At 71.9% G+C, this 24607-nt stretch carries 21 protein-coding genes; 9 read left to right on the top strand and 12 right to left on the bottom strand.

Features of this window, described 5'->3' with window-relative positions; all coding sequences use genetic code 11:
• The first annotated feature begins 162 nt into the window (after nucleotides 1-162).
• From ACFYY8_RS34520 to ACFYY8_RS34505, 4 genes are read left to right on the top strand one after another with little or no spacing between them, the layout of a single operon-like run.
• The gene (locus tag ACFYY8_RS34520) at nucleotides 163-342 is read left to right on the top strand and encodes a CopG family transcriptional regulator (RefSeq protein WP_390048346.1); all 180 of its coding nucleotides are present in this window, start codon (nucleotides 163-165) and stop codon (nucleotides 340-342) included.
• 3 nt (nucleotides 343-345) lie between these two features.
• The gene (locus ACFYY8_RS34515; RefSeq protein ID WP_390048343.1) at nucleotides 346-690 is read left to right on the top strand and encodes a VOC family protein; all 345 of its coding nucleotides are present in this window, start codon (nucleotides 346-348) and stop codon (nucleotides 688-690) included.
• A 17-nt stretch (nucleotides 691-707) separates the two neighbouring features.
• Nucleotides 708-2327: a DHA2 family efflux MFS transporter permease subunit gene (locus ACFYY8_RS34510; protein WP_390048341.1), complete on the top strand. Its 1620-nt coding sequence runs from the start codon at nucleotides 708-710 to the stop codon at nucleotides 2325-2327.
• A 29-nt stretch (nucleotides 2328-2356) separates the two neighbouring features.
• The gene (locus tag ACFYY8_RS34505) at nucleotides 2357-3565 is read left to right on the top strand and encodes an MFS transporter (RefSeq protein WP_390048339.1); all 1209 of its coding nucleotides are present in this window, start codon (nucleotides 2357-2359) and stop codon (nucleotides 3563-3565) included.
• A 106-nt stretch (nucleotides 3566-3671) separates the two neighbouring features.
• Here the strand turns inward: ACFYY8_RS34505 and ACFYY8_RS34500 are convergent, their stop codons facing one another.
• Nucleotides 3672-4556 (bottom strand): GDSL-type esterase/lipase family protein, encoded by an 885-nt coding sequence (locus tag ACFYY8_RS34500; RefSeq protein WP_390048337.1) that lies wholly within the window; start codon nucleotides 4554-4556, stop codon nucleotides 3672-3674.
• A gap of 167 nt (nucleotides 4557-4723) precedes the next feature.
• Between ACFYY8_RS34500 and ACFYY8_RS34495 the strand changes: the two genes are divergently transcribed.
• Nucleotides 4724-5953 (top strand): isochorismate synthase MenF, encoded by a 1230-nt coding sequence (locus ACFYY8_RS34495; protein WP_390048335.1) that lies wholly within the window; start codon nucleotides 4724-4726, stop codon nucleotides 5951-5953.
• Nucleotides 5954-5968: 15 nt separating this feature from the next.
• Here the strand turns inward: ACFYY8_RS34495 and ACFYY8_RS34490 are convergent, their stop codons facing one another.
• The gene (locus tag ACFYY8_RS34490; RefSeq protein WP_352012526.1) at nucleotides 5969-6595 is read right to left on the bottom strand and encodes a YigZ family protein; all 627 of its coding nucleotides are present in this window, start codon (nucleotides 6593-6595) and stop codon (nucleotides 5969-5971) included.
• 409 nt (nucleotides 6596-7004) lie between these two features.
• On the opposite strand from ACFYY8_RS34490, the gene ACFYY8_RS34485 reads away from it, so the two are divergent.
• Together ACFYY8_RS34485 and ACFYY8_RS34480 are read left to right on the top strand one after the other, a co-directional pair.
• Nucleotides 7005-8663 carry a penicillin-binding transpeptidase domain-containing protein gene (locus ACFYY8_RS34485; protein WP_390048332.1) on the top strand — a complete coding sequence of 553 codons (1659 nt, stop codon included), beginning with the start codon at nucleotides 7005-7007 and terminating at the stop codon, nucleotides 8661-8663.
• Nucleotides 8664-8718: 55 nt separating this feature from the next.
• Complete coding sequence (locus tag ACFYY8_RS34480) at nucleotides 8719-10668, top strand: DUF6596 domain-containing protein (protein WP_390048330.1); 1950 nt, start codon at nucleotides 8719-8721, stop codon at nucleotides 10666-10668.
• Between the two features lie 11 nt (nucleotides 10669-10679).
• Here ACFYY8_RS34480 and ACFYY8_RS34475 read toward each other — a convergent pair whose 3' ends face one another.
• The 3 genes from ACFYY8_RS34475 to ACFYY8_RS34465 form a co-directional block, all read right to left on the bottom strand.
• Nucleotides 10680-11048 (bottom strand): DUF4440 domain-containing protein, encoded by a 369-nt coding sequence (locus ACFYY8_RS34475; RefSeq protein ID WP_390048328.1) that lies wholly within the window; start codon nucleotides 11046-11048, stop codon nucleotides 10680-10682.
• A gap of 48 nt (nucleotides 11049-11096) precedes the next feature.
• Nucleotides 11097-11549 (bottom strand): MarR family winged helix-turn-helix transcriptional regulator, encoded by a 453-nt coding sequence (locus ACFYY8_RS34470; RefSeq protein ID WP_390048326.1) that lies wholly within the window; start codon nucleotides 11547-11549, stop codon nucleotides 11097-11099.
• A gap of 63 nt (nucleotides 11550-11612) precedes the next feature.
• Nucleotides 11613-12299, bottom strand: a complete 687-nt coding sequence (locus ACFYY8_RS34465; protein WP_390048324.1) for a response regulator — start codon at nucleotides 12297-12299, stop codon at nucleotides 11613-11615.
• A gap of 105 nt (nucleotides 12300-12404) precedes the next feature.
• On the opposite strand from ACFYY8_RS34465, the gene ACFYY8_RS34460 reads away from it, so the two are divergent.
• On the top strand, nucleotides 12405-13394 hold the full coding sequence (locus ACFYY8_RS34460; RefSeq protein ID WP_390048322.1) for a sulfotransferase family protein: 990 nt from the start codon (nucleotides 12405-12407) through the stop codon (nucleotides 13392-13394).
• A gap of 37 nt (nucleotides 13395-13431) precedes the next feature.
• Here ACFYY8_RS34460 and ACFYY8_RS34455 read toward each other — a convergent pair whose 3' ends face one another.
• Both ACFYY8_RS34455 and ACFYY8_RS34450 read right to left on the bottom strand, forming a co-directional pair.
• Nucleotides 13432-14325: a hypothetical protein gene (locus ACFYY8_RS34455; protein WP_390048320.1), complete on the bottom strand. Its 894-nt coding sequence runs from the start codon at nucleotides 14323-14325 to the stop codon at nucleotides 13432-13434.
• Between the two features lie 108 nt (nucleotides 14326-14433).
• Entirely contained in the window at nucleotides 14434-15756 is a 1323-nt protein-coding gene (locus ACFYY8_RS34450) for a lanthionine synthetase LanC family protein (protein WP_390048318.1), read from the bottom strand.
• A gap of 281 nt (nucleotides 15757-16037) precedes the next feature.
• Between ACFYY8_RS34450 and ACFYY8_RS34445 the strand changes: the two genes are divergently transcribed.
• Entirely contained in the window at nucleotides 16038-18293 is a 2256-nt protein-coding gene (locus tag ACFYY8_RS34445; RefSeq protein WP_390048316.1) for an AAA family ATPase, read from the top strand.
• Between the two features lie 45 nt (nucleotides 18294-18338).
• Here ACFYY8_RS34445 and clpB read toward each other — a convergent pair whose 3' ends face one another.
• Genes clpB through dnaK form a run of 5 tightly spaced genes read right to left on the bottom strand, consistent with a single transcriptional unit; the run spans nucleotide 18339 to nucleotide 24600 of the window.
• The gene (clpB, locus tag ACFYY8_RS34440; protein WP_390048314.1) at nucleotides 18339-20972 is read right to left on the bottom strand and encodes an ATP-dependent chaperone ClpB; all 2634 of its coding nucleotides are present in this window, start codon (nucleotides 20970-20972) and stop codon (nucleotides 18339-18341) included.
• Nucleotides 20954-21274: a chaperone modulator CbpM gene (locus tag ACFYY8_RS34435; protein WP_352012537.1), complete on the bottom strand. Its 321-nt coding sequence runs from the start codon at nucleotides 21272-21274 to the stop codon at nucleotides 20954-20956. Before ACFYY8_RS34435 ends, clpB begins: the two co-directional genes overlap by 19 nt.
• A complete protein-coding gene (locus ACFYY8_RS34430; protein WP_390048312.1) occupies nucleotides 21274-22227 on the bottom strand; it encodes a DnaJ C-terminal domain-containing protein in 954 nt (317 codons plus the stop codon). Before ACFYY8_RS34430 ends, ACFYY8_RS34435 begins: the two co-directional genes overlap by 1 nt.
• Nucleotides 22224-22727, bottom strand: coding sequence for a nucleotide exchange factor GrpE (locus tag ACFYY8_RS34425; RefSeq protein WP_390048310.1), 504 nt, complete (start codon nucleotides 22725-22727; stop codon nucleotides 22224-22226). The genes ACFYY8_RS34430 and ACFYY8_RS34425 overlap by 4 nt, the downstream gene beginning before the upstream one ends.
• The gene (gene dnaK, locus ACFYY8_RS34420) at nucleotides 22720-24600 is read right to left on the bottom strand and encodes a molecular chaperone DnaK (RefSeq protein ID WP_390048308.1); all 1881 of its coding nucleotides are present in this window, start codon (nucleotides 24598-24600) and stop codon (nucleotides 22720-22722) included. Before dnaK ends, ACFYY8_RS34425 begins: the two co-directional genes overlap by 8 nt.
• Between the last annotated feature and the right edge of the window lie 7 nt (nucleotides 24601-24607).

The raw sequence follows: 24607 nt of genomic DNA, 5'->3' as shown, positions 1-24607 counted from the left end.
AGCGCTTTCCGCGAGCCCCGGGGAACCGCCGGGCCAAGCCCGGTGACCCCATGGACGTATGACGCCCCCGTTCTGTGAACAGGTCCTCGCGACCGCCTCGACGGTCGCGGTCGGCACAATCGGGCGTGCGGACTAGCTTGCTAGGATGCTAGCATCGGCGTCATGGGTGACACGGAAGTCAAGCAGTTCAACGTGTACCTCCCGACAGGGCTGATCAGACAGGTCAAGCACCACGCGATCGAGCAGGGCATGTCCCTGTCCGCACTGGTCGCCGACGCCTTGCGCGCCTACCTCGACGACACCCACGGGCAACAACGGCAATCACCACAGAAGGAGTCATGACACATGACGACCCAAGGACTTGAGGCGGTGTTCCTGGAGACCCACAACTGGGGAAGGACCGCGAGGTTCCTCCAGACACTGGGTTTCGAACTGGAGATCTCCACCGGCGACGGCTCCGGCGTTTTCCGCAACGGCGAAGGCCCCTATCTCGTCGCCGTCGAAATCCCCGAGAACCGCGAACCCGGAGTACAGCTCGCCCTGAAGGTGACCGACGAGAACCTCCTCCACACCGACCCGGCCGTCGAGGTGGTCACCCCGTTCGAGGACACCCACTACGGGACCCGGGAGATGACCGTCCGCGACCCCGACGGGCGGCTGTGGAGCCTGCAGGCCCCCGCCAAGAGCTGACAGCCCGGGAGACACGGATGAGCAGATGGCGCGGCAACCCATGGGCGGTACTGCTGACCCTCAGCCTCGGATTCTTCATGACGCTGCTGGACATCACCGTCGTCAACGTCGCCATCCCCAGCATGATCGGCAAACTGCACGCGTCACTCGACGAGATGCTGTGGGTGATCAACGTCTACGTCCTCGTCCTCGCCGCGCTACTGATCACCTCCGGGCGCCTGGGCGACGTACGCGGGCCACGCGCCATGTTCGTCGGAGGCGTCGCCCTGTTCACCGTGGCGTCCGTACTCTGCGGACTCGCCCAGGACCCGGCCCAGCTCATCACCGCCCGCGCCGTACAAGGGCTGGGCGCCGCGGCGCTGGTGCCGCAGACGATGACCATCATCATCGGCACGTTCCCCGCCGAGCGCCGCGGCGCGGCGCTCGGCGTCTGGGGCGCGGTCGCCGGCGTGGCCACCATCGCAGGCCCCACACTCGGCGGATTCCTCGTCAGCACGACCGACTGGCGCTGGATCTTCTTCGTGAACGTCCCGATCGGCGCCGTCGTCCTCGCGATGGCCCTCACCCTCGTACCCGACGTCCGGCACGGCGCCCACCGCAGACTGGACATGCCAGGCGTCATACTCGCCACGGCGACACTGCTCTGCCTGACCTTCGCCCTCACCGAAGGTGAACGATACGACTGGGGCACCGGAATCCAGGCGTTGCTGGGCGGCGCCGCGCTGTCACTGACGGCGTTCCTGATCCACCAGCGCAGCCGACAGGGCGACGAACCACTGCTGCCCTTCGCGCTCTTCCGCGACCGCGGCTACGCCGTCATGAGCTTCGTGTCCGCGACCGTCCAGGTCGGCATGATCGGCCTGTTCCTGCCGGTGATGATCTACCTGCAGTCGGTGCTGAACCTCAGCGCCTTCACGGCCGGCCTGGTGATGGCACCGGCGATGGTGGTATCGGCGATCCTGTCACCGGTCGCGGGCCGGATGTCGGACCGGATCGGCGGCGCGTACATCCTGACGGGCGGCCTGACCCTGTTCGCGGCCGGCATGACCTGGCTCGCCTGGATCATCGACGTCGGCCGTACAGGGTGGGAGTTCCAACCGGCCCTGATCGTGGCCGGGGCCGGCATCGGCTGCGTGTTCGGCCCGATGGTCACGATCGCGCTGCGCAACGTGGAACCCGGACTGGCCGGAGCCGCCTCCGGGGTGCTGAACACGATCCGGCAGATCGGCACGATCTGCGGCAGCGCCGCGGTCGGCGCCGTACTGCAGAACCGCCTCGCCGCCTCACTCCACACCGAGGCCGCCAAACGGGCGGCCGACCTTCCCGCCGACGTCCGCGACCGGTTCCTGGCCGGCTTCGACAACGCCGCAGAAAACGGCCTGGAAGTCGGCGCCGGACAGACCGGCGCGGCACTGAGGCCGCCCCCGGGAACACCGGCGGACCTCGCAGAACACATTCACCGGACGGCGGAGTCGGTGTTCGAGCACGGATTCGTCCACGCGATGCGGCCGACCCTGGCACTGCCCATCGCCGTGATCGCACTCGGCGCCCTCTCCTGCGTCCTGACGCGACGACGCCGCCCCGCCGGCCACCGGCCCGGCGTCCCCGAAACCACCGGCGGCCGGCCGGCCACCTGAAGCGGATCGCCACGACATAATGCGGCAGAGTGACTTCCCCCCAGACAAGCCTCCGAGGCCACGCCGACTTCCAGTGGCTCTGGACAGGCCTGGCCGTCAGCCAGCTCGGATCGGCCGTCGGCATGGTGGCACTGCCCGTCGTCGCCGTAACCGTCGTCGGAGCCTCCACCTTCCAGGTCGCGCTGCTGTCGGCACTGACCGCGATCACCACCGCACTGCTGGCGTTCCCCCTCGGCGACCACATCGAGTTCAGACACAAACGCCCAATAATGATCACAGCCGACGTCATCAGATTCGCCTGCCTGGCGAGCGTCCCGATCACGGCGGTCACGGGCCTTCTCACCTTCGCGCAACTGGGCGTGATCGCCGTGATCAACGCCGCGTGCCAGATCGCGTTCACCGCCGCCGCCCAGGCCCACCTCAAAGCACTGGTCTCGGCACGACAGCTGATCGAGGCCAACAGCCGCCTGGAGTCGACGCGCTGGCTCGGCGTCTCAGCGGGCCCCTCACTGGGCGGCGCCCTCATCGGCCTCCTCACCGCGGCCGGCTCCCTGGCCGTCGACGCCCTGTCCTTCCTGGTCAGCGCGGCAGCGGTCAAGACCCTGCGCGCCCCGGAACCGGCCCCGCCCACGCGCGACGAACGCTCGTCACGACGTGCGGACCTGTTCGCCGGATGGCGCTTCGCCTGGGGACACCCGACACTCCGGCCGATCCTGATCAGCTGGGTGACCTTCGCGGGCGCCAGCTCGATGGCGGCCTCGGTGAGCGCCGTGTTCTACCTTCGCGACCTGCGCTTCGACGCCTGGCAGTACGGACTGCTGATGGGAGTGCCGTCACTGGGCGGGTTCCTCGGCGCCAGACTCGCACCGAAACTCGTGACCCGGCTGGGAGCCGTACGCGCCCTGTGGTGGGCCGGCATGCTGCGCGGCCCCTGGTACCTCCTCATCCCGGCGGCGCTCCCCGGCACACCCGGACTGCTGATGTGCGGCTTCGGGTTCGGCATGGTCCTGCTGTTCGCCGGTACGGCGAACAGCACCATGGCCGGATACCGGCAGTCGCAGACCCCCGACCACCTGATGGCCCGCGTGGCCACCCTGTGGTCGTTCGCCACGACGGTCACCCAGCCCCTGTTCATCCTCCTCGGCGGCCTCACGGCGACCTGGACCAGCACCCGCACGTCACTTTTCGCCGCCGCCGGCGTGATGTGCGCGGCCGCCGTACTGCTGCCTCGCAGGTGAATCCCCGGCCAGGCCTCCACGTCCTCGGCGGAGGGGTTGACATTGTCTTCATGTTAAACCTTCTCGACCAGGCTCCTTTACAATGTAGATTTTTCCCTTCGGCCGGTCAGGGCTGAAGCTCCGGCTGCTCGAACCAGTCACGGACCACCGGGTAGGTCCGCTGCGCGATCAGCCGCTGCCCCACCGCGTTCGGGTGGAAGAAGTCCCACTTGCTGACCTGGTCCAGGGTGAACGGGCAGTCGAACAGGGCGTTGCCGTCGAACCTGCAGGCCGGGCCGTACGCCGCGCAGACCCTGGCCAGGGCGGCGTTGTAGGCGGCCACCCGGGCACGCACCCGGTCTCGGCGAGCCCGGTCGGCCGGGGCGTCGGAGGACGCCTTGGCCAGCATCGTGGGGCAGATCCTGCCGATCGCCCAGAAACCACGCGCCACCAGGTTGTCCCTGCCGACCCGCCACAACCGCTTCAGATCGGGCACACTCGCCAGGAACACCCTGCCGCCGGGCCTGGACCGCTTGAAGGCGGCCAGCGCCCCGGCCACCCGCCGCTCGTAGACGGAGACCGGGGTCATCAGCCGTTCCTGCGCGGTACAGGCGTCCTGCGCGCCGACCAGCACCGTCACATAGTCGGCCCGCCGCGCGACCGCCCGGTCGACCTGGGCGGCCAGGCCCGCGCTGGTCGTCCCCGGCACCGCGAGGTTCACCTCACTCCCGGGCGCGGGCCCCGCGTTCAGGTCGAGCAGACGCATGTAGTGGCTCTGGACACCCACGTCGTCGCCGGTCGACCAGGACCGGGAAGGGCAGGAGACGTACCAGCCGCAGGCGTTGAAGCCAGCACTGATCGAGTCGCCGAGCGCCGCCATCACCGTGGGATGCCACGGCCTCCGCGCGTCCGAGGCCGAAGACTCGGAGGCCGAGGCCTCAGCCGGGCAGGCGGCCCACGGGGCCGTGAACGCCACCGCCGCCGTGAGCACGATCACAGTCCTGCCGGGCATGACACCTCCGCCTGAGAGATCACCAGTGCTTCGGATGTATCACCGCAGGACACCGGGCCGCCCGCCGCCGACCGGCCGCTTTCGGATTTCTTGACGGAGCGTGGCGCCCCGGCCGGGCGAGGGACCGGGCTCCGGGCGCGGCCGGAGCGCGGAATAGAGTGTTCCGGGTGAGTGTCGCGCTCGGACTGACCCGCCCCCTCGTGGTGAGAACCACCCCCGTCGACGATCCCGTCGATCTGCTCTCCCGGCTCCCCGAGGCCGCGCCGTACGCCTGGATCAGGCGCGGCGAAGGCCTGGTCGCCTGGGGAGAGGCCGCGCGGGCCGAGATCCCTCCCGGTCCCGGACGGTTCGGCTGGGCCCGCGACTGGCTGGCGGCGACCCTCGGCGAGGCCCATGTGGACGACGGCGTCGGCGCCCCCGGCTCGGGACCGGTCGCCTTCGGCTCCTTCACCTTCGACGAGGACTCCCCCGGCTCCGTCCTCGTCGTTCCCAGGATCGTCCTGGCCCGCCGCGCGGGCCGCGCCTGGCTGACCACCGTCGGCGGGGAGCCGCTCGACCTGGTCACGACACCGCGCGACCCCGGCAGGATCCGGTACGGCGACGGCAGCCTGACCGCCCCCGAGTGGGAGCACGCCGTGGCCAGGGCCGTGGCGCGGATCAGGTCCGGCCGTCTGGAGAAAGCCGTGCTCGCCCGCGACCTGACCGCCGTCGCGGAACGGGCGATCGACGTGCGCGTGCTGCTGGCCCGCCTGACCGGCCGCTACCCGGACTGCTACGCCTTCTCCTGCGACGGCCTGGTCGGCGCGACCCCCGAACTCCTGGTCAGGCGCACCGGCGAGACCGTCGAGTCACTGGTGCTCGCGGGCACGACCCCGCGGGGTGCCGACGAGGCCGACGACAGACGGCGCGGCGCCGCGCTGCGCGCCTCGGGTAAGGACCGTCACGAACACACCTGTGCCGTCGACTCCGTCCGGGCCGCCCTGGCCCCGCTGTGCTCGGAGCTGAACGTGCCCGCCGAACCCGAGCTGCTGGTGCTGCCGAACGTCCAGCATCTGGCGAGCCCGGTGACCGGCCGCCTGTCGGCGGGCGCCTCGGTGCTGGACGTGGTCGCCGCCATGCACCCGACGGCCGCCGTCGGCGGCACGCCGACACGCACGGCCCTGGAGGTCATCCGCGAGCTTGAGGGCATGGACCGGGGCGGCTACGCGGGCCCGGTCGGCTGGATCGACGCCCAGGGCGACGGAGAGTGGGGCATCGCGCTGCGGTGCGCGCGCGTCGACGGCTCCCGCGCCCGCCTGTTCGCCGGCTGCGGCATCATGGGCGACTCCGTCCCCGCCGCCGAACTGGCCGAGGCCCAGGCCAAGTTCCGGGTGATGCAGTACGCCCTGGAGGGCTGACCACCCGGGCCGGAGTCAGGCCCGCAGGTGGATCGCCTCACCCCGCTCGACCTCGGCGCCGCCCGAGGTCAGGGTGGCGACCCAGTCGGGGAAGGCCGCCAGGTCACGCTCACGCACCGCGACCTGGAAGGAGACCTCCGCGCCGTAACCGACCTGCCTGACCTCGTACGGCGAGGCGCGCAGGTCGTTCTCCAGGCGCCCGGCGCGGACGTGGTCGACGGTCACCGTCATCACCCTCGCCGGGACCATCTCGGCCAGCGGCGCCAGGTCCAGGGTCTTGCCGACCGCGGAGCCGTACGCCCTGACCAGGCCGCCCGCCCCCAGTTTCACCCCGCCGAAGTAACGGGTGACCACCGCGACCACGTCGCCCATCCCCCGGCGCAGCAGGGTCTCCAGCATCGGGGTGCCCGCGGTGCCGCCGGGCTCGCCGTCGTCGTCGGCCCTGCGGGCGCCCAGCTCTCCCCCGACCGCGTAGGCCGAGCAGTTGTGGGTCGCGTCGGCGTAGAGCCCCTTACGGGCCGCGACGAAGGCGCGCGCCTCCTCCTCGGAGCGGACGGGGGCGAGGGCGCAGATGAACCGTGACCGCTTGATCTCGATCTCGTGCTCGGTGACGCCCTCCGGGGTCAGGTACGGCTGGGCCATTCCCTCAGGCTACTCCCCTTTACAAAGTAGATTCGTGGCGCCCCCGACCCACGCCCCGACTGGCCGGCTCGAAGCCCGAGGGCGTTCCGGCCCTGTCACGGACGGTCACACCATCGGGGCTAGGCGCGGGAACTCCGCTTGTCAGGTTCCCGATTTCCCGCGCGCCTTTCCATGAACTGGGGAAACGCCATCTCTTACTAGCAGATGTCTGAATTTCCCGGAGAAAGCTTGATGTAAGGGAATTTGGCCGCGTATCCCAGCTGTTTCGTCCACGGCGATATTCAGCACGTTCCAGGATTATGAATTTCACACTATATGGTGCACAATCAGGGGCGCGCAGCCGTACGGACGGTGGACGAGGCCATTTCCGGACGTTCGCGTGCCCCCGTCGAGACCTCCGGAGGAGGACATGCGCGGCCGGTTGGTCCTCGCCCTGATCGCCCTGGCGCTCGCGATCGCCGGGTTCGGCGTGTACGGGGCGCTGATCGTCACGGGCGGCGGCTCCCCGTCGCCCACGCCGACTCCGAGGGCCAACGGGACCTTCGTCTTCGAGCCGGCCGAGACCCCCGCGCCGTCGTCGTCCCCGCCCGTCGCGCCCCCGGCCGCCGTTCAGGCCGCCACCCCGGCCACCACCCCGGCCACTGCTCAGGCCACTGCTCAGGCCGGGGACCCGCAGGAGGTCGCGGTGAGGTACCTCGCCGCCTGGCAGGCCGGGGACCTGGCCGCGATGGCCGGCCTCGTCTCGGCTCCCCCCGCCGACTTCGCCGAGCGACACCGACGCTTCGACGCCGAGCTGCGGATCGCCGCGCCGCCGTCCCTGACCCCGGAGACGCCGCGGCGGCGCAGCGCGCTCGAAGCCGAGGTGCCCTTCCGGGGGGTACGGCAGATCACCGGCCTCGGACCGTGGCCGTTCTCCTCCGCGCTGCACCTGGTACGGCACGCGGGCCTCTGGCGCGTCCGCTGGACCCCGCAGACGATGCACCCCTCACTCGGCGAGGGAAAGAGCCTGCGGCTCACCGAGACCAAGGTCAGACGACCGGCCACGCTCACCCGCGAGGGCCTGCCGTTCCCCGCGGGCAGCAGGGCGGGTGACTACTTCACCGGGCTGGACGGCGCCACGACCGAGCTGAAGCTGCGGGAACTCCCCTCGGGACGGGTACTGCTGGCCTCCCCCTCCAAACGGGATGAGGCCACCCGCACCACGATCTCCCGCGATGTGCAGAGCGCCGCGGCCCGCTCCCTGGACGGCCTGCAGGCGCCCGCCGCCCTCGTGGCGATCGACCTGCGCACCCGCCAGGTGCGGGCGGTGGCCGACACCCTGGGCGGCAAGGGCGCCTTCAACGGCCTCTACCCGCCCGGTTCGACGTTCAAGGTGGTGACCGCCGCCGCGCTGCTGCGCACCGGGCTGACCTCCCAGTCCCCGGTCCCCTGCCCCGCCGCCTACACCATCCCCAACGCCAGGCGCTTCACGAACGCCGAACCGGCCGACCGCGGAGTCCTCCCTCTCACCACGGCCTTCGCCCTGTCCTGCAACACCACCTTCGTCCAGCAGTCCTACGAACGGCTGCGGGACGGCGGCCTGCGGGCCGAGGCCGCCGACCGGTTCGGCTTCAGGGAGAAGCCCGGCCTCAGCTCCTGCCGGATCAGGCCGCACACCGACATGAACGAGCTCGGCTCCGACGCCATCGGGCAGAACTCGGTGCAGGCCAGTCCGCTGTGCATGGCCGAGGTCGCCGCGGCCGCCGCGACCGGCGTGTGGAAACCGGCGGTCATGACCGAACGGCCCCCTGCCGACTCACCGCCCGAGGTGCCGATCGGAGACGAGGTGGCCGCGCAACTGCGGGACATGATGGGCGCCGTCGTCACCCAGGGCACCGCCGCGGCGGCGGGCCTGCCCCCCGGCACCGCGGGCAAGACCGGCACCGCCGAGGTCGCCGGAGGCCGCTCCCACGCCTGGTTCATCGGCTACCGCGGCTCCCTGGCCTTCGCGGCCTTCGTCCAGAACGGCGGCGGCGGCGGAGCGACGGCCGCCCCGGTCGCGGCCCGCTTCCTGAACGCCCTGCGGTAGCCCTCCAGCGCTCGCCGGTTTGCGAGCCGGGGTGACGGATGCTGTCATCGATGCCGTGACGGACGTCCATCGCACGGTCGACGCGGTCTGGAAACTCGAATCGGCGAAGATCGTCGCCGGTCTCACCAGGCTGGTGCACGACGTCGGCCTCGCCGAGGAGCTGGCCCAGGACGCGCTCGTCTCCGCGCTCGAACAATGGCCGGACTCCGGTGTTCCCGACAACCCGGGCGCCTGGCTGACGGCCGTCGCCAAACGCCGCGCCGTCGACCACATCCGGCGCGCGCGGCGCCTCGAACTCGGCGACGAACGCCTCACCCGGGAGGCGAACCAGCCGCCGGACCCCGAGCGAGACGACGTGCTGCGGCTGATGTTCGTCTCCTGCCATCCGATCCTGGCGACCGAGGCGCGGGTGGCGCTGACCCTCCGGCTCATCGGCGGCCTGACGACCGCCGAGATCGCACGGGCCTTCCTGACCGACGAGCGGTCGATCGCCCGCCGTGTCGCCGAGGCCAAACGCGTCCTCGCCGAGGCGCGGGTGCCGTTCGAGCTGCCGCGGGGCCCCGAGCTGGCCGGGCGGCTGGCCTCGGTGCTGGAGGTCGTCTACCTGATCTTCAACGAGGGATACTCGGCGACCTCGGGGGACGACCTGACGCGTCCCGCGCTCTGCCTTGAGGCGCTGCGCCTGGGCAGGCTGCTGGCCGAGCTGGCGCCGTACGAGGCGGAGGTGCACGGGCTGGTCGCCCTGATGGAGATCCAGGCCTCCCGCGAGGCCGCGCGTACCGGCCCCTCCGGTGAGCCCGTCCAGCTGCACGAGCAGAACCGGGGGCGCTGGGACCGGTTGCTCATCCACCGTGGCTTCGCCGCGATGCTACGGGCCAGGCAGGCGGGCGGCACGCCGGGGCCGTACGTGCTGCAGGCCGCGGTCGCCGTGTGCCACGCGCAGGCGGCGAGCGCCGAGGAGACCGACTGGGCGCGGATCGCGGGTCTGTACGAGGCGCTGGCCCTGCTGCTGCCCACCCCGGTCGTGCGGCTCAACCAGGCCGTGGCGGTGGGGATGGCCCACGGCCCGCAGGCCGGGCTCGACCTGGTCGAGTCACTCACCGGGGATCCCGCGCTGCGCGACTACCACCTCCTGCCCGGGGTGAGGGGCGATCTGCTGGCCAGGCTGGGACGGTACGAGGAGGCGCGGCTGGAGTTCGAACGGGCCGCCCGTCTCACCGGCAACGCCGCCGAACGGGACTTCCTGCTCCGCCGGGCGGAGGGGTTCGCGCTCCCCGGCACGGACGGTCCCACGCTCGGCCAGGCCGTACGGGGCTTCCTGGCGCGTGAGGACCTGGACTCGGGAACCTCGCGCTCCTACGGGCAGACGCTGCGGCGGCTGTGCCTGGCCCTGGGCGAGCGCGTCCCGCTCACCTCGATGACCCCGGAACACGTGGCGCGGGTGTTCGAGACGGCCTGGGGCGGCTCCGCCGCCAGGACGTGGAACCGGCACCGCTCCGCCGTCCGCTCCTTCTGCGCCTGGGCCTCGCTGGGAGACCTGTCCGCCCTCCTCGACCGGCGCGCCGAGACCGGGCCGCCCGCCGAGATGATCGACCCGGCGCGGCTGGCGGCGCTCTGGGGGCGCGACGACCTGCCCGTGCGGGAGCTGACCCTGTGGCGGCTGCTGCACGAGTCGGCCGCCGGAGTGCGGGCCGTACTGGCGCTGAACGTCGAGGACCTGGACCTGGAGGATCGCCGGGCGCTCTCGGGCGGCGTCTGGATCGGCTGGCGCTCGGGGACGGCGCGGCTGCTGCCCCGCCTGGTGGCCGGCAGGGCCCACGGCCCGCTGTTCCTCGCCGACCGCAGACCCGGGCCGTCCAGGCGGCCCGCTCCGGCGGACCTGTGCCCGGAGACGGGACGCGGGCGGCTGTCCTACGAACGGGCCGAGTATCTCTTCAAGCGGGCGACCCGGTCACTCGATCCCTCGGGTGAGGGCTACACGCTGCGCCGGCTCAGGCCCAGATGACCCGGGCGAGGTCAGAGCGCGTTCTCGTGCAGGTGCACGATGCGCCACTCGTCACCGGAGCGCCGCAGCACGGCGGTGGTCCGCACGACCTCCGGGGCGCCCCGCGCGAAGTCCACGCGCAGCAGGTATCTGGCCAGCGCCGTGTCGCCCCACACGTCGACGACCTCGTCGTGGACGTGTAGCCCCGTCTCGGCGGGACCGTCCTGCGGGCGGGCGTCACGGACCTTGTCCAGTTGCTCCCTGCTGGTGATCAGCACCTGCTCCGCCGAGTCCCAGATGGTCGCCTCGGGATGCAGGAGCCGGTCGATCCCCGGCCGGTCACCGCGCAGGTAGGCCTCGTACATCGCGGTGATGACCGCCCAGACGGCCTCGTGTGCCACTGCTTCCCTTCCTTCCCTGTACGGGCCTGTGCCCTTTACAAAGTAGATTCACTGATTGGCCGTGGCCGGGCCGCCGAGGTTGCCGAGCATCCGCTGCAGCAGCGCCAGCAGCTGCTCGACCTCATCGTCGGAGAAGCCCTCCAGGAGCCTGTGGGCGATGTGCCGGAAGACCGGCATCAGGCGGGGAACCAGCTCCCGTCCCTCCCCGGTGAGCTCGATGACGACGGACCTGCGATCACCCAGACGGGGGCTCCGCAGGATGAGGCCCTTGGCCTCCAGGCGGTCGAGCAGCCTGGTCATGCCCGCGGTGTCGGTGCCGAGCTGCGCGGCGAGCTGGTTCGGGCTGCTCTCGTGCCGCGCGGCGTGCAGCAGGACAGCGGCCTGCTGGGTGGTGACGTCGAAGGGCGTCAGCTGGGCCTCGGTCGCCGCGCGCAGATCACGGCCGACCTGGCTGACCAGGGAGCCCCCGCCGAGCACGAGCCGCATGTGCCGGGGTTCCATGCGGTCATGCTAGCCGCCCGGCCGTTTCACCGTCATGACGGCCGGGCGTACGGCGGCCGCCTCTCACTCCCGGTCGTCGAGCAGTCCCGCGTCGTGCACGAGCAACGCGATCTGGACCCGGTTGTTGAGGCCGAGCTTGGCCAGGACGCCGGAGACGTGGGTCTTGACCGTGGGGACGCTGAGGTGCAGCAGCGCCCCGATCTCGGCGTTCGACCTGCCTCCGGCGAGAGCGAGGGCGACCTCGCGCTCGCGGTCGTTCAGCGTCGTGAGGCGTTCCAGGGCCCGGGCACGGTGCCGGTCGCGGCCGGTGTCGGCGACCCGGGCGATGAGACGCCTGGTCACCGCCGGGGACAGCACGGGCAGGCCTCTGGCCACCTGGCGCACCGCGGCCACGATCTCCTCCGGCGGGGTGTCCTTCAGCAGGAAGCCCGCGGCTCCGGCACGCAGCGCGCGCAGCACGTGCTCGTCGGCGTCGAAGGTGGTCAGGACGACGACCTCGGGCGCCCCCGCCCTGGCCCGCAGTGCCTCGGTCGCGCTCAGACCGTCCATGACGGGCATCCTGATGTCCATCAGGACGACGTCGGGAGCGTGCCGGGCGACCAGGGGCAGCACCTCGGTGCCGTCACCGGCCTCGGCGACCACCCGGATGTCGGAGGCTCCGCGCAGCATCATCGACAGGCCCGCGCGCACCAGCGGGTCGTCGTCGGCGATGAGCACGCCGACCGTCCAGGGCTGCGAGGGGGTCGTCATGGCGGTCAGGCTAGCCAACCAGGCCTCCCCCGGACCACCCGGGCGCTTGTCTTCGCCCCAGGAAGGACTATATTTACCATAAAATAAGTAGGAATTAGGGGTAATATGATGCCGCTGCCAGACTTCCTCACGATCGGCGCCCCCAAGTCCGGGACGACGGCCCTGCACGCCGCGCTGTCCCGTCATCCCGGGCTCTTCCTCTCCTCCGTGAAGGAACCGAAGTTCTTCCTCAGCGACGGCCCGCCGCCCACCAGGGGCGGGCCGGGCGACGCCCAGACCTACCGTGAGCACCTCTGGCGGCGTGAGGACTACGAGGCGCTGTTCGCACAGGCGCCGACCGGGGTGCCCAGAGGGGAGTCGACCCCGTTCTACCTCTACGACCGGGCCGCCCAGCGGCGCATCAGGAAGACCATCCCCGGCGTCCGGCTGATCGCGGCGCTGCGCGACCCGGTCGAGCGGGCGCACTCCAACTGGACGCACCTGTGGTCGGCCGGGCTTGAGCCGGTCGGCGACGTGGTCGAGGCCTGCGCCGAGGAGGAGCGCAGGATCGCGGCGGGCTGGGCGCCGTTCTGGCACTACCTCGCGCTCGGCCGGTACGGCGAGCAGCTCGAGCACCTGTTCACGCTGTTCCCCCGCGAGCAGGTACTGATCTTCCGGTACCGGGACCTGGTCGACAGGCCCGTCGCCACCCTCGACCGGATCTGCCGTTTCCTGGGGGTCGAACCCGGGCTCATCACCGAGGTGCCCAGGGAGAACGTGACCGCGCACCCCGAGCCGACCCGCACCCACCGGGCTCTGTCGAGGGTGCTCCGCACCGGGACCGCGGTCGGCCGGTTCCTGCCGCCCCGGATCAGCGGCGCCCTCACCGACCCCCTCGAACGGCGCCTGCAGCAGCGCGCCCGCGCCCGGCGTCCGCTGACCTGGGAGCAGCGCGAGCGGCTGATCGGCCACTTCGCCGAGGATGTGGCGCTGCTGCAACGGGTGACCGGGGAGGACTTCAGCGACTGGCTGCTGCCCCGTGAGCGCTCCGGCGGCCTGGTCGGCACCCGTCCCGACGGCCAGCGCCAGGCCAGGAACGGGCGCCCGCAGGTGTGAGTGCCGGGTTCCCGGGAGAGCCCCGGGAACCCGCCGCTCAGCGTAGTTCGGTGCGCAGTTCGTGGGCACCGTCCGCACGGGTGTACTCGTAGTAGAGCCGCCGCCCGCCGTCCGGCAGGTCCACGACGTTCACATAGCGCAGGCCACCGCCGGCGTGCGGGGAGAACGCGGCCGGGCCGGTGCCCTGGGGGGTCAGCTCCGCCGGGTCGGTGCCGGTCGCCACCCCCGTGCGCTCCTCGTAGTTCTCCAGCGCCGAGGCCCGGCCGTCGTACAGGGCCACGACCCGTTCGCCCACGAAACGGACGGCCGAGATCCGGGCGCCGCGGGCGTCCCACATCCCCGGCCTTCCGCTGAGCGCCGTGCCCTGCCAGGTCCACTCGATCCCGTCCACGCTGGTCGCGTAGTCGCTCACCATGCGGTCGGCCTCGTCGGGGTCGGTCAGCGGGTGGCAGGAGGCCCACAGGTGCCACAGGCCGCCGCGCCGTACGATGACGGGATCCTTGACGCCGGTCTTGGGGTCGCCGGGCAGCACGACCTGGCGTACCGCGGGGTCGAACCCGGCGGGGTCGTCCGCTTCGAGCACCTCGACCCGCCAGTGCTTGGTGCCGTGGGTGGCGCAGCTGAGGTAGAGCCGCCAGCGGCCCTGCGGGGTGCGCACCAGTGTGGGACGTTCCAGCGACTCGGTGTCCATCTCCTGCTGGGTGATCGTGACCAGGGTCTCGAAACGTTCTCCGTCGTGGGACCTGGCGACGACGACCGCGTAGCCGCGTCCCTCGCCGACCGGTCTGCGCAGCCGGTAGGCCAGGTAGATCAGCCCGTCGGCGGCGACCGCGCTGGGGGCGCCCGCCCAGTGGCCCGGTGCCGCCCGGGGCGGTTCGACGGCCACGGTCGAGCGGGCGAGGTCGGGAAGGAGGTCGTCGAATGTCAGCACGTCATCGACGCTAGGCAGGGCTTCGGCAGCGCTCACGGGGAATCACCAATCATGGTCACGAGTTTTGGCCGTCCCTTGACGGTCACGAGGCACAGGTCGGTGAGACGGTCAGGGTCTGCGGAGCGTCGCCGCCGGGAACGGGATGGCGGGGAAGGGGTTGTCCGGCGGCAGCAGGAGCCTGCGCACCTCCTCGGGGCGCGCGGTCGCGTCCAGGTGGAGCAGCGCCGCCCCGATGCCCGCCGCCCCGATCATGTAACCGGTGTCCGCGGTGACCTCCCAGGGGCGTAACCTGCGGTAGGCCTGGTACCAGCGCGATCCGCGCTCGTCGTGCCCGGCGGCCCTGCCGATGAGGTTGTCACCGAGCTCGCAGGCGAACTCCAGGTGGGCGGGGCGGCCTGTCGCCGCCCAGAGGCCGACGAACAGCTCGACCAGGCCCGCGGTGCCGCAGCACTGGCAGGCCACGTTCCAGTAGCCCTCGGTCTGGCGGCCGGGGACGCCGCTGCGGACGATGCCCCTGGCCAGCCGCTCGACCCAGTCGAGGTCCCCGGCGTCGCCCGCGACCCGGTACAGCTCGTAGAACATCCGCGCCACGCCCGCCGAACCCGAGCAGAAGCCGAGGTAGTGCAGGTCGCGGCCCTGCGGGATGTGGTGCGGGACCAGAGCGCACCGCTCGCTCACGGCACTCACCGCGCGGACGAAGTCGGCCCCCCTGCGCGCCGCGCTGAGGAAGCGGGTCTGCCCGGTCAGGCCGTAGAGACGGGCCAGCAGGAAGGCGGTGCCCGCGGTGCCGGACAGGAAGCCGGGCGTGACGGCGTCCAGCGGCAGGTCGCCGCACGCGCCGTGACCGAAGCGATGGCCGGGTACGGCGAGCTCGGCGATGCGGCTGCCCGCCTCGACGGCGACCTCCTGGTAGGCGGGGACGCCCAGGATGCCGGAGGCGTGCAGCAGGGCCAGGATGACGCCGCCGTCGCCGCGCTGGGCCGGGTCGCCCGTCCAGCCGAGGCCCCCGTCGATCGAACGGGCGCTGCGCACGACGTGGTCGGCGACCGCGACCGCCTCGGCCTCGAAGGCCTCCTCCCCGACGGCCCATCCCGCCTCCGCCAGGGTGAACATCACCCCCGCCAGGCCGTGGTGCAGGGACAGGTCTGCCTGCTCGCGCCAGGTGGCCGCGAGGTAGCGGGCGCCCGCCCTGGCGTCGTCGAGGTAGCCCTCGTCGCCGGTCGCCGCGGCCAGTTCGAGGAAGAACAGGACGATACCCGCCGCACCCGAGTAGAGCGAGAGCGGATGGCCGGTCAGGGCGGCCTTGCCCCGTGGGTCGGGGTTCGCCTTCCAGTGCCGTCCCCGCTCGTCGTCGACCGCCGCGGAGCGGATCCATCTCGCGGCCTCGGTCGCCGCGCGCAGGGGGCTCTCCGTCCCAGGTTCCGGGCTCATGGCGGCTCCTTCGTGCGGGGGACCACCAGTTTACCCCCTTTTCCTACAGGATCAATAGGTAATACCGGAACATGCGAGGTGGATGACGTTTACCCGGGTCTCGAAGGCAGGCTACTACGCGCGTTCACGCACCGGAGGCGATATGCGGTAACCGGGCGATCACACCCGTCCACTCCCAACCCTGAACCTCTCTTGACGAGCCGTTTCGCCACCCAGGGGCATGATGGAAGTGGACATTGGGTAGAAAATCGCCTATATGATCTCGGATCTCGGACAGGACGATGCGCGGCCGGGCCCCTGAGTGGGCGACGGTCCTGCGGCTGCTGGAGACCGCGGGAGCCCCGGGCAACGTGATCCTCGTCGAAGGCGAGCCGGGAACGGGCAAGAGCCTCCTGCTCGCCGAGGCGGGCGCCGCCGCCTCCGGCCTGGGGACGGCCGTCGCCTCAGGAAGGGCCGACATGCTGGGCAGGCTGACCCCGCTGGGGCCGCTGCTGTCCGCCCTCGACGAGTCCCCCTCCTCCGCCGCCGTCACCAGGAACGCCATGCCCGACGGGCCGAGCCTGCTGATGTGGCTGGCCGGTCAGGTGCGGGGCGCGCTCGAACGGCGCGCGGAGCGGGGGCCGCTGCTGGTGACCCTCGACGACCTGCACTGGGCCGACCCCGCCACACTCATGGCGCTGCGCGCGCTGCCCGCCCAGCTGACCGGCCGCCCCCTGACCTGGCTGCTGGCCCGCCGTCCCGTGGAGGGCACCGACGACGCCCGCCTGTTCGGCCTGCTGCGGCGCGAGGGGGCCGCGACGGTCACGCTGCGCCCCCTGCGCGGGCGGGCGGTGGCCCAGGTGATCGCCGACACGCTCGGGGCGCCGCCGGACGAGGAGCTGACGGCCCTGGCGGCGCAGGCGGGGGGAAACCCGTTCCTGCTCGTCGAACTGCTCACCGGGCTGCGCGAGGAGGACGCGGTCAAGGTCGAGGGCGGTCTCGCCAGGCTGACCGGCCCCACGCTGCCCCGCCGCGTGCACACCGCGGTACGGCGGCGCCTTGAGGAGGTCAGCACCAGGACCAGGCACCTGCTGGAGGCGGCGGCCGTACTCGGCCGGTCCTTCTCCCCCGCCTACGCCGCCGAGATGCTCGGCGAGACTCCCGCCGCCCTGTTGCCCGCCCTTGAGGAGGCCCTGGCCGCGGGCGTGCTCGTCGCCACCCCGGAGGAACTGACCTTCCGGCACGAACTGCTGTGGCGCTCGGTCGTCGAGACGGTCCCCGCCCCCATACGGCGGGCGCTGCACGGCCAGATCGAACGGGCCGTACCGGTCGCCGGGCGGCACCGGGTGAACGGCGGCGCGAACGCCGAGACGCTGATGCTGCCCGCCCTGCTGGCCTGGGACGAGGGCAGGCTCTCCCACGGCCTGGACCTGGCCCGCGAGGCCGTGGAGCGGCCGGGCACCGGCCACCACCCCGGGCCCAGGGCCGTACTGGCCACGATGCTCATCGACCTGTGTCTGCTCGATGAGGCCGAGGCCGTCACGGCCGACGCGGAGGCGCAGGCGGCCCGCCACCCCGAGTGGGCCGTGGAGATCCCGCTGCTGCGCGCCCGCCTCGACCTGGCCGCCGGGCGGTTCGGCAGCGCGATCGCACGGGCGGAGACCGGCCTGACCGCCGCCGAGGCCCTGCGCGTGCCGTCCCTGACCTCCTCCGCCCTGTCCGTGCTCGGCACCGCGTCACTGCGGGCGGGAGACCTGCCCAGGGCGATCAGATGCCTGGAGAGCGAGCTGGCGCGAGGAGCGCGGGACGCGCCGCCGTACACGCGGCTGCGCTCGGAACTGGCGGCGGGCCGCATCAGCGAGGCCCTGGACGGGGCCGCGGGCGGGATGAGCTCCCTCGGCCGGGTCTACGACGCGCTGCCCCGGCACACCGGGGCACTGACCAGCGAACCGGCCGCCGCCGCCTGGCTGGTGCGGGTGGCCATGGCCGTCGACGACACACGCAGGGCCGACGCCGTGGTCGGCGCCGCCGAGAACGTCGCCCGCCGCAACCCCGGCCTGCCCAACCCCGCGATCTCCGCGGTCCACGCCCGAGGCCTGCGTGAACGCGACCGGCAGGCGCTCGGCCGCGCCGTGGACGAGCACACCGACCCGTGGGCCCGCGCCTCGGCCGCCGAGGACCTCGGGGTGCTGCTCGGCTCCGACGGCGGCTGCCGCGACCTGGCGGTGCGGGCCCTCGACGACGCGCTGTCCCGCTACGACGAGGTGGGGGCGCTGCGCGACGCGGCCCGGGTGCGCGGCAGGCTGCGCGCCCTCGGAGAACGCCGCCGCCACTGGGTCACCACCGACCACCCCGTCTCCGGCTGGGACAGCCTGACCGGCACCGAGCTGGCCGTCTGCGGCCTCGTCTCCGAGGGGCTGACCAACCGCCAGGCCGCCGAGCAGATGTTCATCAGCGAGCACACCGTCGCCTTCCACCTGCGTCAGATCTTCCGCAAGCTGGACATCCACTCGCGTGTCGAGCTGACCAGGCTCACCCTCGGCAGGGGCGGCCCCTAGCCGGTGCTCCTCAAGCCTTCGCCACCGATGGTTGGCCGGTGAGCTTCAGGCCACCTTGGCCGTCTCGGTCTCCTGGGCGACGGTGACCACGAGCTCCCCCTCGGCCATGCCGACCCGGATCACCGCTCCCTCGTGCGCGTCGCCGAGCAGCAGGGCGCGCCCGATGCGGGTCTCGACCTCCTTGGCGATGAAGCGCCTCAGCGGGCGGGCGCCGTACACGGGGTCGTAGCCTCGTTCGGCGATGTATCCGGTGGCGTCCTCGGACACCTCCAGCAGGATGCCCCGTTCGCCGAGCCGCGCGCGCAGGTCGCCGAACATCAGGCCCACGATGCGCTCGATCTCCTCCTCGGTGAGCGGCTTGAAGATCACGATGTCGTCGACGCGGTTGAGGAACTCGGGACGGAAGTGCGAACGCAGGTCCGCCATGACCAGTTCCTGGGCGTCCTGCTTGATCTCCCCGCTCGAGGTGACGCCCTCAAGCAGGTAGACCGAGCCGATGTTGGAGGTCATGATCAGCACGGTGTTGCGGAAGTCGACGGTCCTGCCCTGCGCGTCGGTGAGCCGCCCGTCGTCGAGGACCTGCAGCAGCGTGTTGAACACGTCGGGGTGCGCCTTCTCGATCTCGTCGAAGAGCACCACCGAGTACGGCTTGCGCCGCACGGCCTCGGTGAGCTGGCCGCCCTCCTCGTAGCCCACGTAACCGGGCGGGGCTCCGACGAGGCGGCTGACCGTGTGCCGCTCCTGGTACTCGCTCATGTCGATGCGGATCATGTTGTCCTCGGTGTCGAACAGCGCCGCGGCCAGCGCCTTGGCCAGCTCGGTCTTGCCCACCCCGGTCGGTCCGAGGAAGATGAACGACCCGATCGGGCGGCGCGGGTCCTTGATCCCCGCGCGGGCCCTGATGATGGCGTCGGAGACCGTCTGCACGGCCTCGTCCTGGCCGATCACCCGCTCGTGCAGGACGTCGTCCAGGTGCAGGAGCTTCTCGCGCTCGCCCTCCTGCAGGCGGCTCACCGGGATTCCCGTCCACCTGGAGACGATCAGTGCGATCTCCTCCTCGGTGACCACCTCGCGCAGCAGCCTGGAGACCCCCTGCTTGCTGCGCAGGCGTTCCTCCTCGGCCTTCAGCCGCCGTTCCAGCTCGGGCAGTCTGCCGTGCCGCAGCTCGGCGGCACGGTTGAGGTCGTAGTCACGCTCGGCCCGCTCCGCCTCGGCGCGCACGTTCTCCAGTTCCTCACGCAATCCCTGGACGCCGCGCAGCGCGTGCCGTTCGGCCTCCCACTGGGCGCGCATGGCGTCGGCCTCCGCGCGCAGGTCGGACAACTCCCTGCGCAGCTCGTCGAGGCGGGCCAGGCTCTGCTGGTCCTCCTCCTTGCCCAGCGCGGCCTCCTCGATCTCCAGGCGCATCACCCTGCGGGTGAGCTCGTCGAGCTCGGCGGGCATCGAGTCGATCTCGGTTCTGAGCATCGCGCAGGCCTCGTCGACCAGGTCGATGGCCTTGTCCGGCAGGAAACGGTCGGAGATGTAGCGGTGGCTCAGCACCACGGCGGCCACCAGGGCGGCGTCCTGGATCGTCACCCCGTGGAAGACCTCCAGCCGTTCGCGCAGGCCACGCAGGATCGAGACGGCGTCCTCGACGGAGGGCTCGTCGACCGTGACGGGCTGGAAGCGGCGTTCCAGGGCGGCGTCCTTCTCGATGTGCTTGCGGTACTCCTCCAGCGTCGTCGCGCCGATCATGTGCAGCTCGCCGCGGGCCAGCATGGGCTTGAGCATGTTGCCCGCGTCCATGGCGCCCTCTGCCGCGCCCGCCCCGACGACCGTGTGCAGTTCGTCGACGAACAGCAGGATGCGGCCCTCTGCTGCCACCACCTCGGTGAGCACGGCCTTGAGCCGTTCCTCGAACTCCCCCCGGTACTTCGCCCCGGCGACCAGGGAGCCCATGTCGAGGCTGAAGACCACCTTGTCCCGCAGTCCCTCGGGCACGTCACCGTTGCTGATCCGCTGGGCGAGTCCCTCGACGATGGCGGTCTTGCCGACTCCGGGGTCGCCGACCAGCACCGGGTTGTTCTTGCTCTTGCGGGACAGGATCTGGATGACGCGGCGGATCTCGGCGTCGCGCCCGATGACCGGGTCGAGCCTGCCCGCGGCGGCGTCGGCCACCAGGTCCCGCCCGTACTTGGTCAGCGCCTCGTAGGCGACCTCGGGCATCGCCGAGGTGACGCGCTGGTTTCCGCGGATGGCGGTGAGCGCCTGCAGGAAGGAGTCCCTGGTCAGTCCCTGCTGGCGCAGCAGCCGCCCGGCGGGCGTCGTCTCGCCCTCCTCGATCAGGGAGACGAGCAGGTGCTCGACGGAGACGTACTCGTCCTTGAGCCGGTCGGCCTCCCTCTTGGCCGTCTCCAGCAGCCGGGACAGGCGCTGGGTCACCCGGACCTGGCCGGGTTCGACGCCCGGCCCGCTGACCCTCGGCATCCGGTTCAGCGCCGCCTCCAGGTCGGCGCCGAGCCGGTCGGTGTCGACGGAGGCGTTCAGGAGCAGCCGTGGGATCAGCCCGTCCGGCTGGTCGAGCAGCGCCTGCAGCAGGTGCTCGCCGTCGACGTCGGCGTGCCCGTGGCGCAGGGCCTTGGTCTGCGCGTCGTGCAGCGCCTCCTGCGACTTCTGCGTCAGCTGGTTGACGTCCACTTCGGTCCTCCCGGGGTGCGGGAGCGCCCACGCGCGGCGCTCTCCAGCTCGGCGATGCGGTCCAGAAGGTCGACCACCAGGCCGAGGGCCGCGTAGTTGAGGGCGAACCCGGCGCGCAGCCGCTGGACCCTGGCCATGGCCGGCAGCTGGGAGAGCGGGAACCACAGCTCCCCCGCCGCGTCCCGCTGCGCGTCGAGCACGCCGAGGACGACCAGGCGGCGCACCAGGTCGGGATGCGTGCCGGTCAGGCGGGCGAACGACTCGATGTCCAGGCGCCGTGGCCTGGTCAGGGCGTAGGGCATCACCGCCTCCTCGGGTCGAACTCCGACGCCGCCGCGAGTTGCTCGAACAGCTTCCTCTCCTCGTCGGTCGGCCGGGGCGGCACCATGATCTGTATCTCGGCGAACAGGTCGCCGGGGCCTTCCCTCGGGCTGGGCATGCCCCGGCCGCGCAGCCGCAGCCGCCGCCCGCTCGACGTGCCCGGCGGCACCTTGACCTTGGTCTCGCCGCCGGGTGTCTCGACGGCGACGGCCGCGCCGAGCGCCCCCTCCCAGGGCGTGATCGGGAGCCGGACGTGGATGTCGCGTCCCTCGACCCGGTAACGGGGATGCGGCGCGATCCTGACGATCAGGTAGAGGTCTCCGGGGGGTGCCCCGTCACCGCCCCTGCCGCCCTGGCCCGCCAGGCGGATCCGCCGGCCGTCGGTCACCCCGGCGGGGATGCGGACCTCGATCCTGCGGCCTCCGACGGTGAGGGACTTACGGCCGCCCCGGTAGGCGTCCTCGACGCTCAGTTCCAGCTCGGCCTCCTGGTCGGCGCCGGGGATGGGCCCCCATCCGGGGCCCGCCCTGCCCGCGCCGCCCGCCCTGCCGGAGAAAAGTCCCTCCAGCAGGTCGTCGATGTCGACGCCCTCCCCGAAACCGGAGGGGCCCTGACCGGGCCAGCCGCTCCCCCGGCCGCCCCGCCCGGCCCCCGCGCGTCCCGCCCCGGCACGGGCCCAGGTCTCGGGGTCCACGTCCTCGGGGACCTGGCGGAAGTCGGGGCCGAACGCGTCGTAGCGGCGGCGGGTCTTGGGGTCGGACAGGACGCTGTAGGCCTCGGAGATGTCCTTGAAGCGGTCCTCGGCCTCCGGGTCCTTGTTGACGTCGGGGTGGTTGGCCCGCGCGAGTTTGCGGTAGGCGCGCTGGATGTCCTCCTGGCTCGCGTTGCGCTGCAGGCCGAGGATCTCGTAGAAGTCCCGGGCTGCCGGCATCATTCCGCCTTGGAGACGACGACCGTCGCGGGCCGCAGTTGCCGTTCACCGTCCCCGTAGGCGGGCTGCACCACGTGCAGGACGGTCCCGTCCGGTGTGCCCTCCTGGCTGAGCACGCCGACCGCCTCGTGCCTGGTGGGGTCGAACCTCGCGCCGGTGTCGTCGCGGCGTGGGAAGCCCAGGCGGGCCAGCACGTCGAGCGCCTGCTCGTGGATGGCCCGCAGCCCCTCGGCGATGGAGGAGGGGTCGTTTCCGGCGTGTTCGAGGGCACGTTCCAGGTTGTCCAGTACCGGAAGCCATTCGGCCGCCGCCCTGGCCCGTTCCTCCTCCCGCACCCGGGCCGCGTCACGGCTGACCCGTTTGCGCAGGTTGTCGAGGTCGGCCAGGGCGCGCCGCCACCGGTCCTGGAGTTCGGTCACCTCGTCCTGAAGCTCGGTGACGCGCTCCTGGAGGCCGTCGGGCTCCTGCCTCACGGTCTCGTCGTCGCGGGGTGCCTCACTCATCGGTCGTGAACTCCGCGTCGATGACGTCGTCGTCCCGGCCGCCGCCCTGAGCCCCCTGAGCGCTCTGGCCTGCGGAGGCCGAGACCGTGCCCAGGCCCTGGTAGACCTGTTGCAGCTCACCGGTCAGCGAGCGCAGCCGGTCGATCGGTGTCTCCTGCTGCCTGACCGTCTCCCTGGCGTCGGAGACGAGCATCTCGGCCCGCGCCTTCTCGTGGACCGGCACGGCCTCCCCCAGCTCGGAAAGCCGCCGCTCCACCTGGTAGGCGACGCTGTCAAGCTCGTTGCGCGCGTCCACGACCTGCCGCAGCCGCAGGTCCTCCTCCCGGTGCCGTTCGGCGTCGGCGACCATCCGCTCGACCTCGCCCGTGTCGAGGGTCGAGCTCTCGCTGATGGTGATGCGCTGCTCGGCGCCGGTGTCCTTGTCCTTGGCCGAGACGTTCAGGATCCCGTTGGCGTCGACGTCGAAGGTGACCTCGACCTGGGGCACGCCGCGCGGCGCGGGCCTGATGTTCTCCAGCCTGAAGCGGCCGAGCACCCGGTTGTCCCCGGCGCGTTCGCGCTCACCCTGCAGCACCACGACGTCCACCGCGTTCTGGTTGTCCTCCGCGGTGCTGAACACCTCGGAACGGCGGGCCGGGATCGTCGTGTTGCGGTCGATGACCTTCGTCATGATGCCGCCGAGGGTCTCGATGCCGAGCGAAAGGGGCGTCACGTCCAGCAGGACGACGTCCTTCAGCTCGCCCTTGATGACGGCCGCCTGCACCGCCGCGCCGAGCGCGACGACCTCGTCGGGGTTGACCGTCATGTTCGGTTCCTTGCCCCCGGTCATCCTGCGCACCAGGGCCTGTACGGCGGGCATCCTGGTCGATCCGCCGACCAGGATCACCTCGTCGATGTCCCCGGTGCTCAGCCGCGCGTCGGCCATGGCCTGCTCGACCGGCCCCTTGCAGCGTTCCAGCAGGTCGGAGGTGATGTCCTCGAACGTCGCCCGGCGCAACGTGGTGTTCAGGTGCTTGGGGCCCGAGGCGTCGGCCGTGATGAAGGGCAGGTTGATCTGCGTCTGGGAGACCGAGGACAGCTCGACCTTGGCCTTCTCCGCCGCCTCGAAGAGCCGCTGCAGCGCCTGGGGGTCGGCGCGCAGGTCGACGCCGGTGTCCCGCTGGAACTCGTCGGCGAGGTAGTCGACGATGCGCCGGTCGAAGTCGTCACCGCCGAGGTGGGTGTCGCCCGCGGTCGAACGCACCTCGACGACGCCGTCCCCGATGGTCAGAATGCTGACGTCGAACGTTCCGCCGCCCAGGTCGAAGACGAGCACCGTCTCGTTCTCCTTGCGGTCAAGCCCGTAGGCCAGGGCCGCGGCGGTCGGCTCGTTGACGATCCTCAGCACCTCGAGACCGGCGATCTTCCCCGCGTCCTTGGTGGCCTGGCGCTGGGAGTCGTTGAAGTAGGCGGGCACCGTGATGACCGCCTCGGTGACCTTCTCCCCGAGGAACTTGGAGGCGTCGTCGACGAGCTTGCGCAGGATCAGGGCGGAGATCTCCTCCGGGGCGTACATCTTGCCGCGCACGTCGAAACGGACCGCGTCGTCCGGCCCCGACACCACGTCGAACGACACGGCGTGCATCTCGGTGGTGACCTCGTCGTAGCGGCGTCCGATGAAACGCTTGGCCGAGTAGATCGTCCCCTTCGGGTTGAGGATCGCCTGGCGGCGGGCCAGCTGCCCGACCAGGCGTTCGCCGTCCTCGGTGAAGGCGACGACCGACGGGGTCGTCCGTGACCCCTCGGCGTTGGCGATCACCGTGGGCTTGTCGCCCTCCATCGTGGCGATCACCGAGTTGGTCGTCCCCAGGTCGATCCCGACTGCCTTAGCCATGCTGATC

It is taken from the genome of Streptosporangium sp. NPDC001559 (assembly GCF_042893955.1).
Classification (GTDB): Bacteria; Actinomycetota; Actinomycetes; order Streptosporangiales; family Streptosporangiaceae; genus Streptosporangium.
This window is presented reverse-complemented; position numbering and strand designations above follow the sequence as displayed.

Bases quoted from the DNA above. Each gene is read 5' to 3' on its own strand.
- ACFYY8_RS34490 (WP_352012526.1), bottom strand. From the start codon at position 6,595: ATGGCCCAGCCGTACCTGACCCCGGAGGGCGTCACCGAGCACGAGATC.
- ACFYY8_RS34430 (WP_390048312.1), bottom strand. From the start codon at position 22,227: ATGATGCCGGCAGCCCGGGACTTCTACGAGATCCTCGGCCTGCAGCGC.
- dnaK (WP_390048308.1), bottom strand. From the start codon at position 24,600: ATGGCTAAGGCAGTCGGGATCGACCTGGGGACGACCAACTCGGTGATC.
- ACFYY8_RS34465 (WP_390048324.1), bottom strand. From the start codon at position 12,299: ATGACGACCCCCTCGCAGCCCTGGACGGTCGGCGTGCTCATCGCCGAC.
- ACFYY8_RS34500 (WP_390048337.1), bottom strand. From the start codon at position 4,556: ATGCCCGGCAGGACTGTGATCGTGCTCACGGCGGCGGTGGCGTTCACG.
- ACFYY8_RS34470 (WP_390048326.1), bottom strand. From the start codon at position 11,549: ATGGAACCCCGGCACATGCGGCTCGTGCTCGGCGGGGGCTCCCTGGTC.
- ACFYY8_RS34445 (WP_390048316.1), top strand. From the start codon at position 16,038: ATGCGCGGCCGGGCCCCTGAGTGGGCGACGGTCCTGCGGCTGCTGGAG.
- ACFYY8_RS34515 (WP_390048343.1), top strand. From the start codon at position 346: ATGACGACCCAAGGACTTGAGGCGGTGTTCCTGGAGACCCACAACTGG.
- ACFYY8_RS34510 (WP_390048341.1), top strand. From the start codon at position 708: ATGAGCAGATGGCGCGGCAACCCATGGGCGGTACTGCTGACCCTCAGC.
- ACFYY8_RS34485 (WP_390048332.1), top strand. From the start codon at position 7,005: ATGCGCGGCCGGTTGGTCCTCGCCCTGATCGCCCTGGCGCTCGCGATC.
- ACFYY8_RS34435 (WP_352012537.1), bottom strand. From the start codon at position 21,274: ATGCCCTACGCCCTGACCAGGCCACGGCGCCTGGACATCGAGTCGTTC.
- ACFYY8_RS34450 (WP_390048318.1), bottom strand. From the start codon at position 15,756: ATGAGCCCGGAACCTGGGACGGAGAGCCCCCTGCGCGCGGCGACCGAG.
- ACFYY8_RS34520 (WP_390048346.1), top strand. From the start codon at position 163: ATGGGTGACACGGAAGTCAAGCAGTTCAACGTGTACCTCCCGACAGGG.
- ACFYY8_RS34425 (WP_390048310.1), bottom strand. From the start codon at position 22,727: ATGAGTGAGGCACCCCGCGACGACGAGACCGTGAGGCAGGAGCCCGAC.
- ACFYY8_RS34460 (WP_390048322.1), top strand. From the start codon at position 12,405: ATGATGCCGCTGCCAGACTTCCTCACGATCGGCGCCCCCAAGTCCGGG.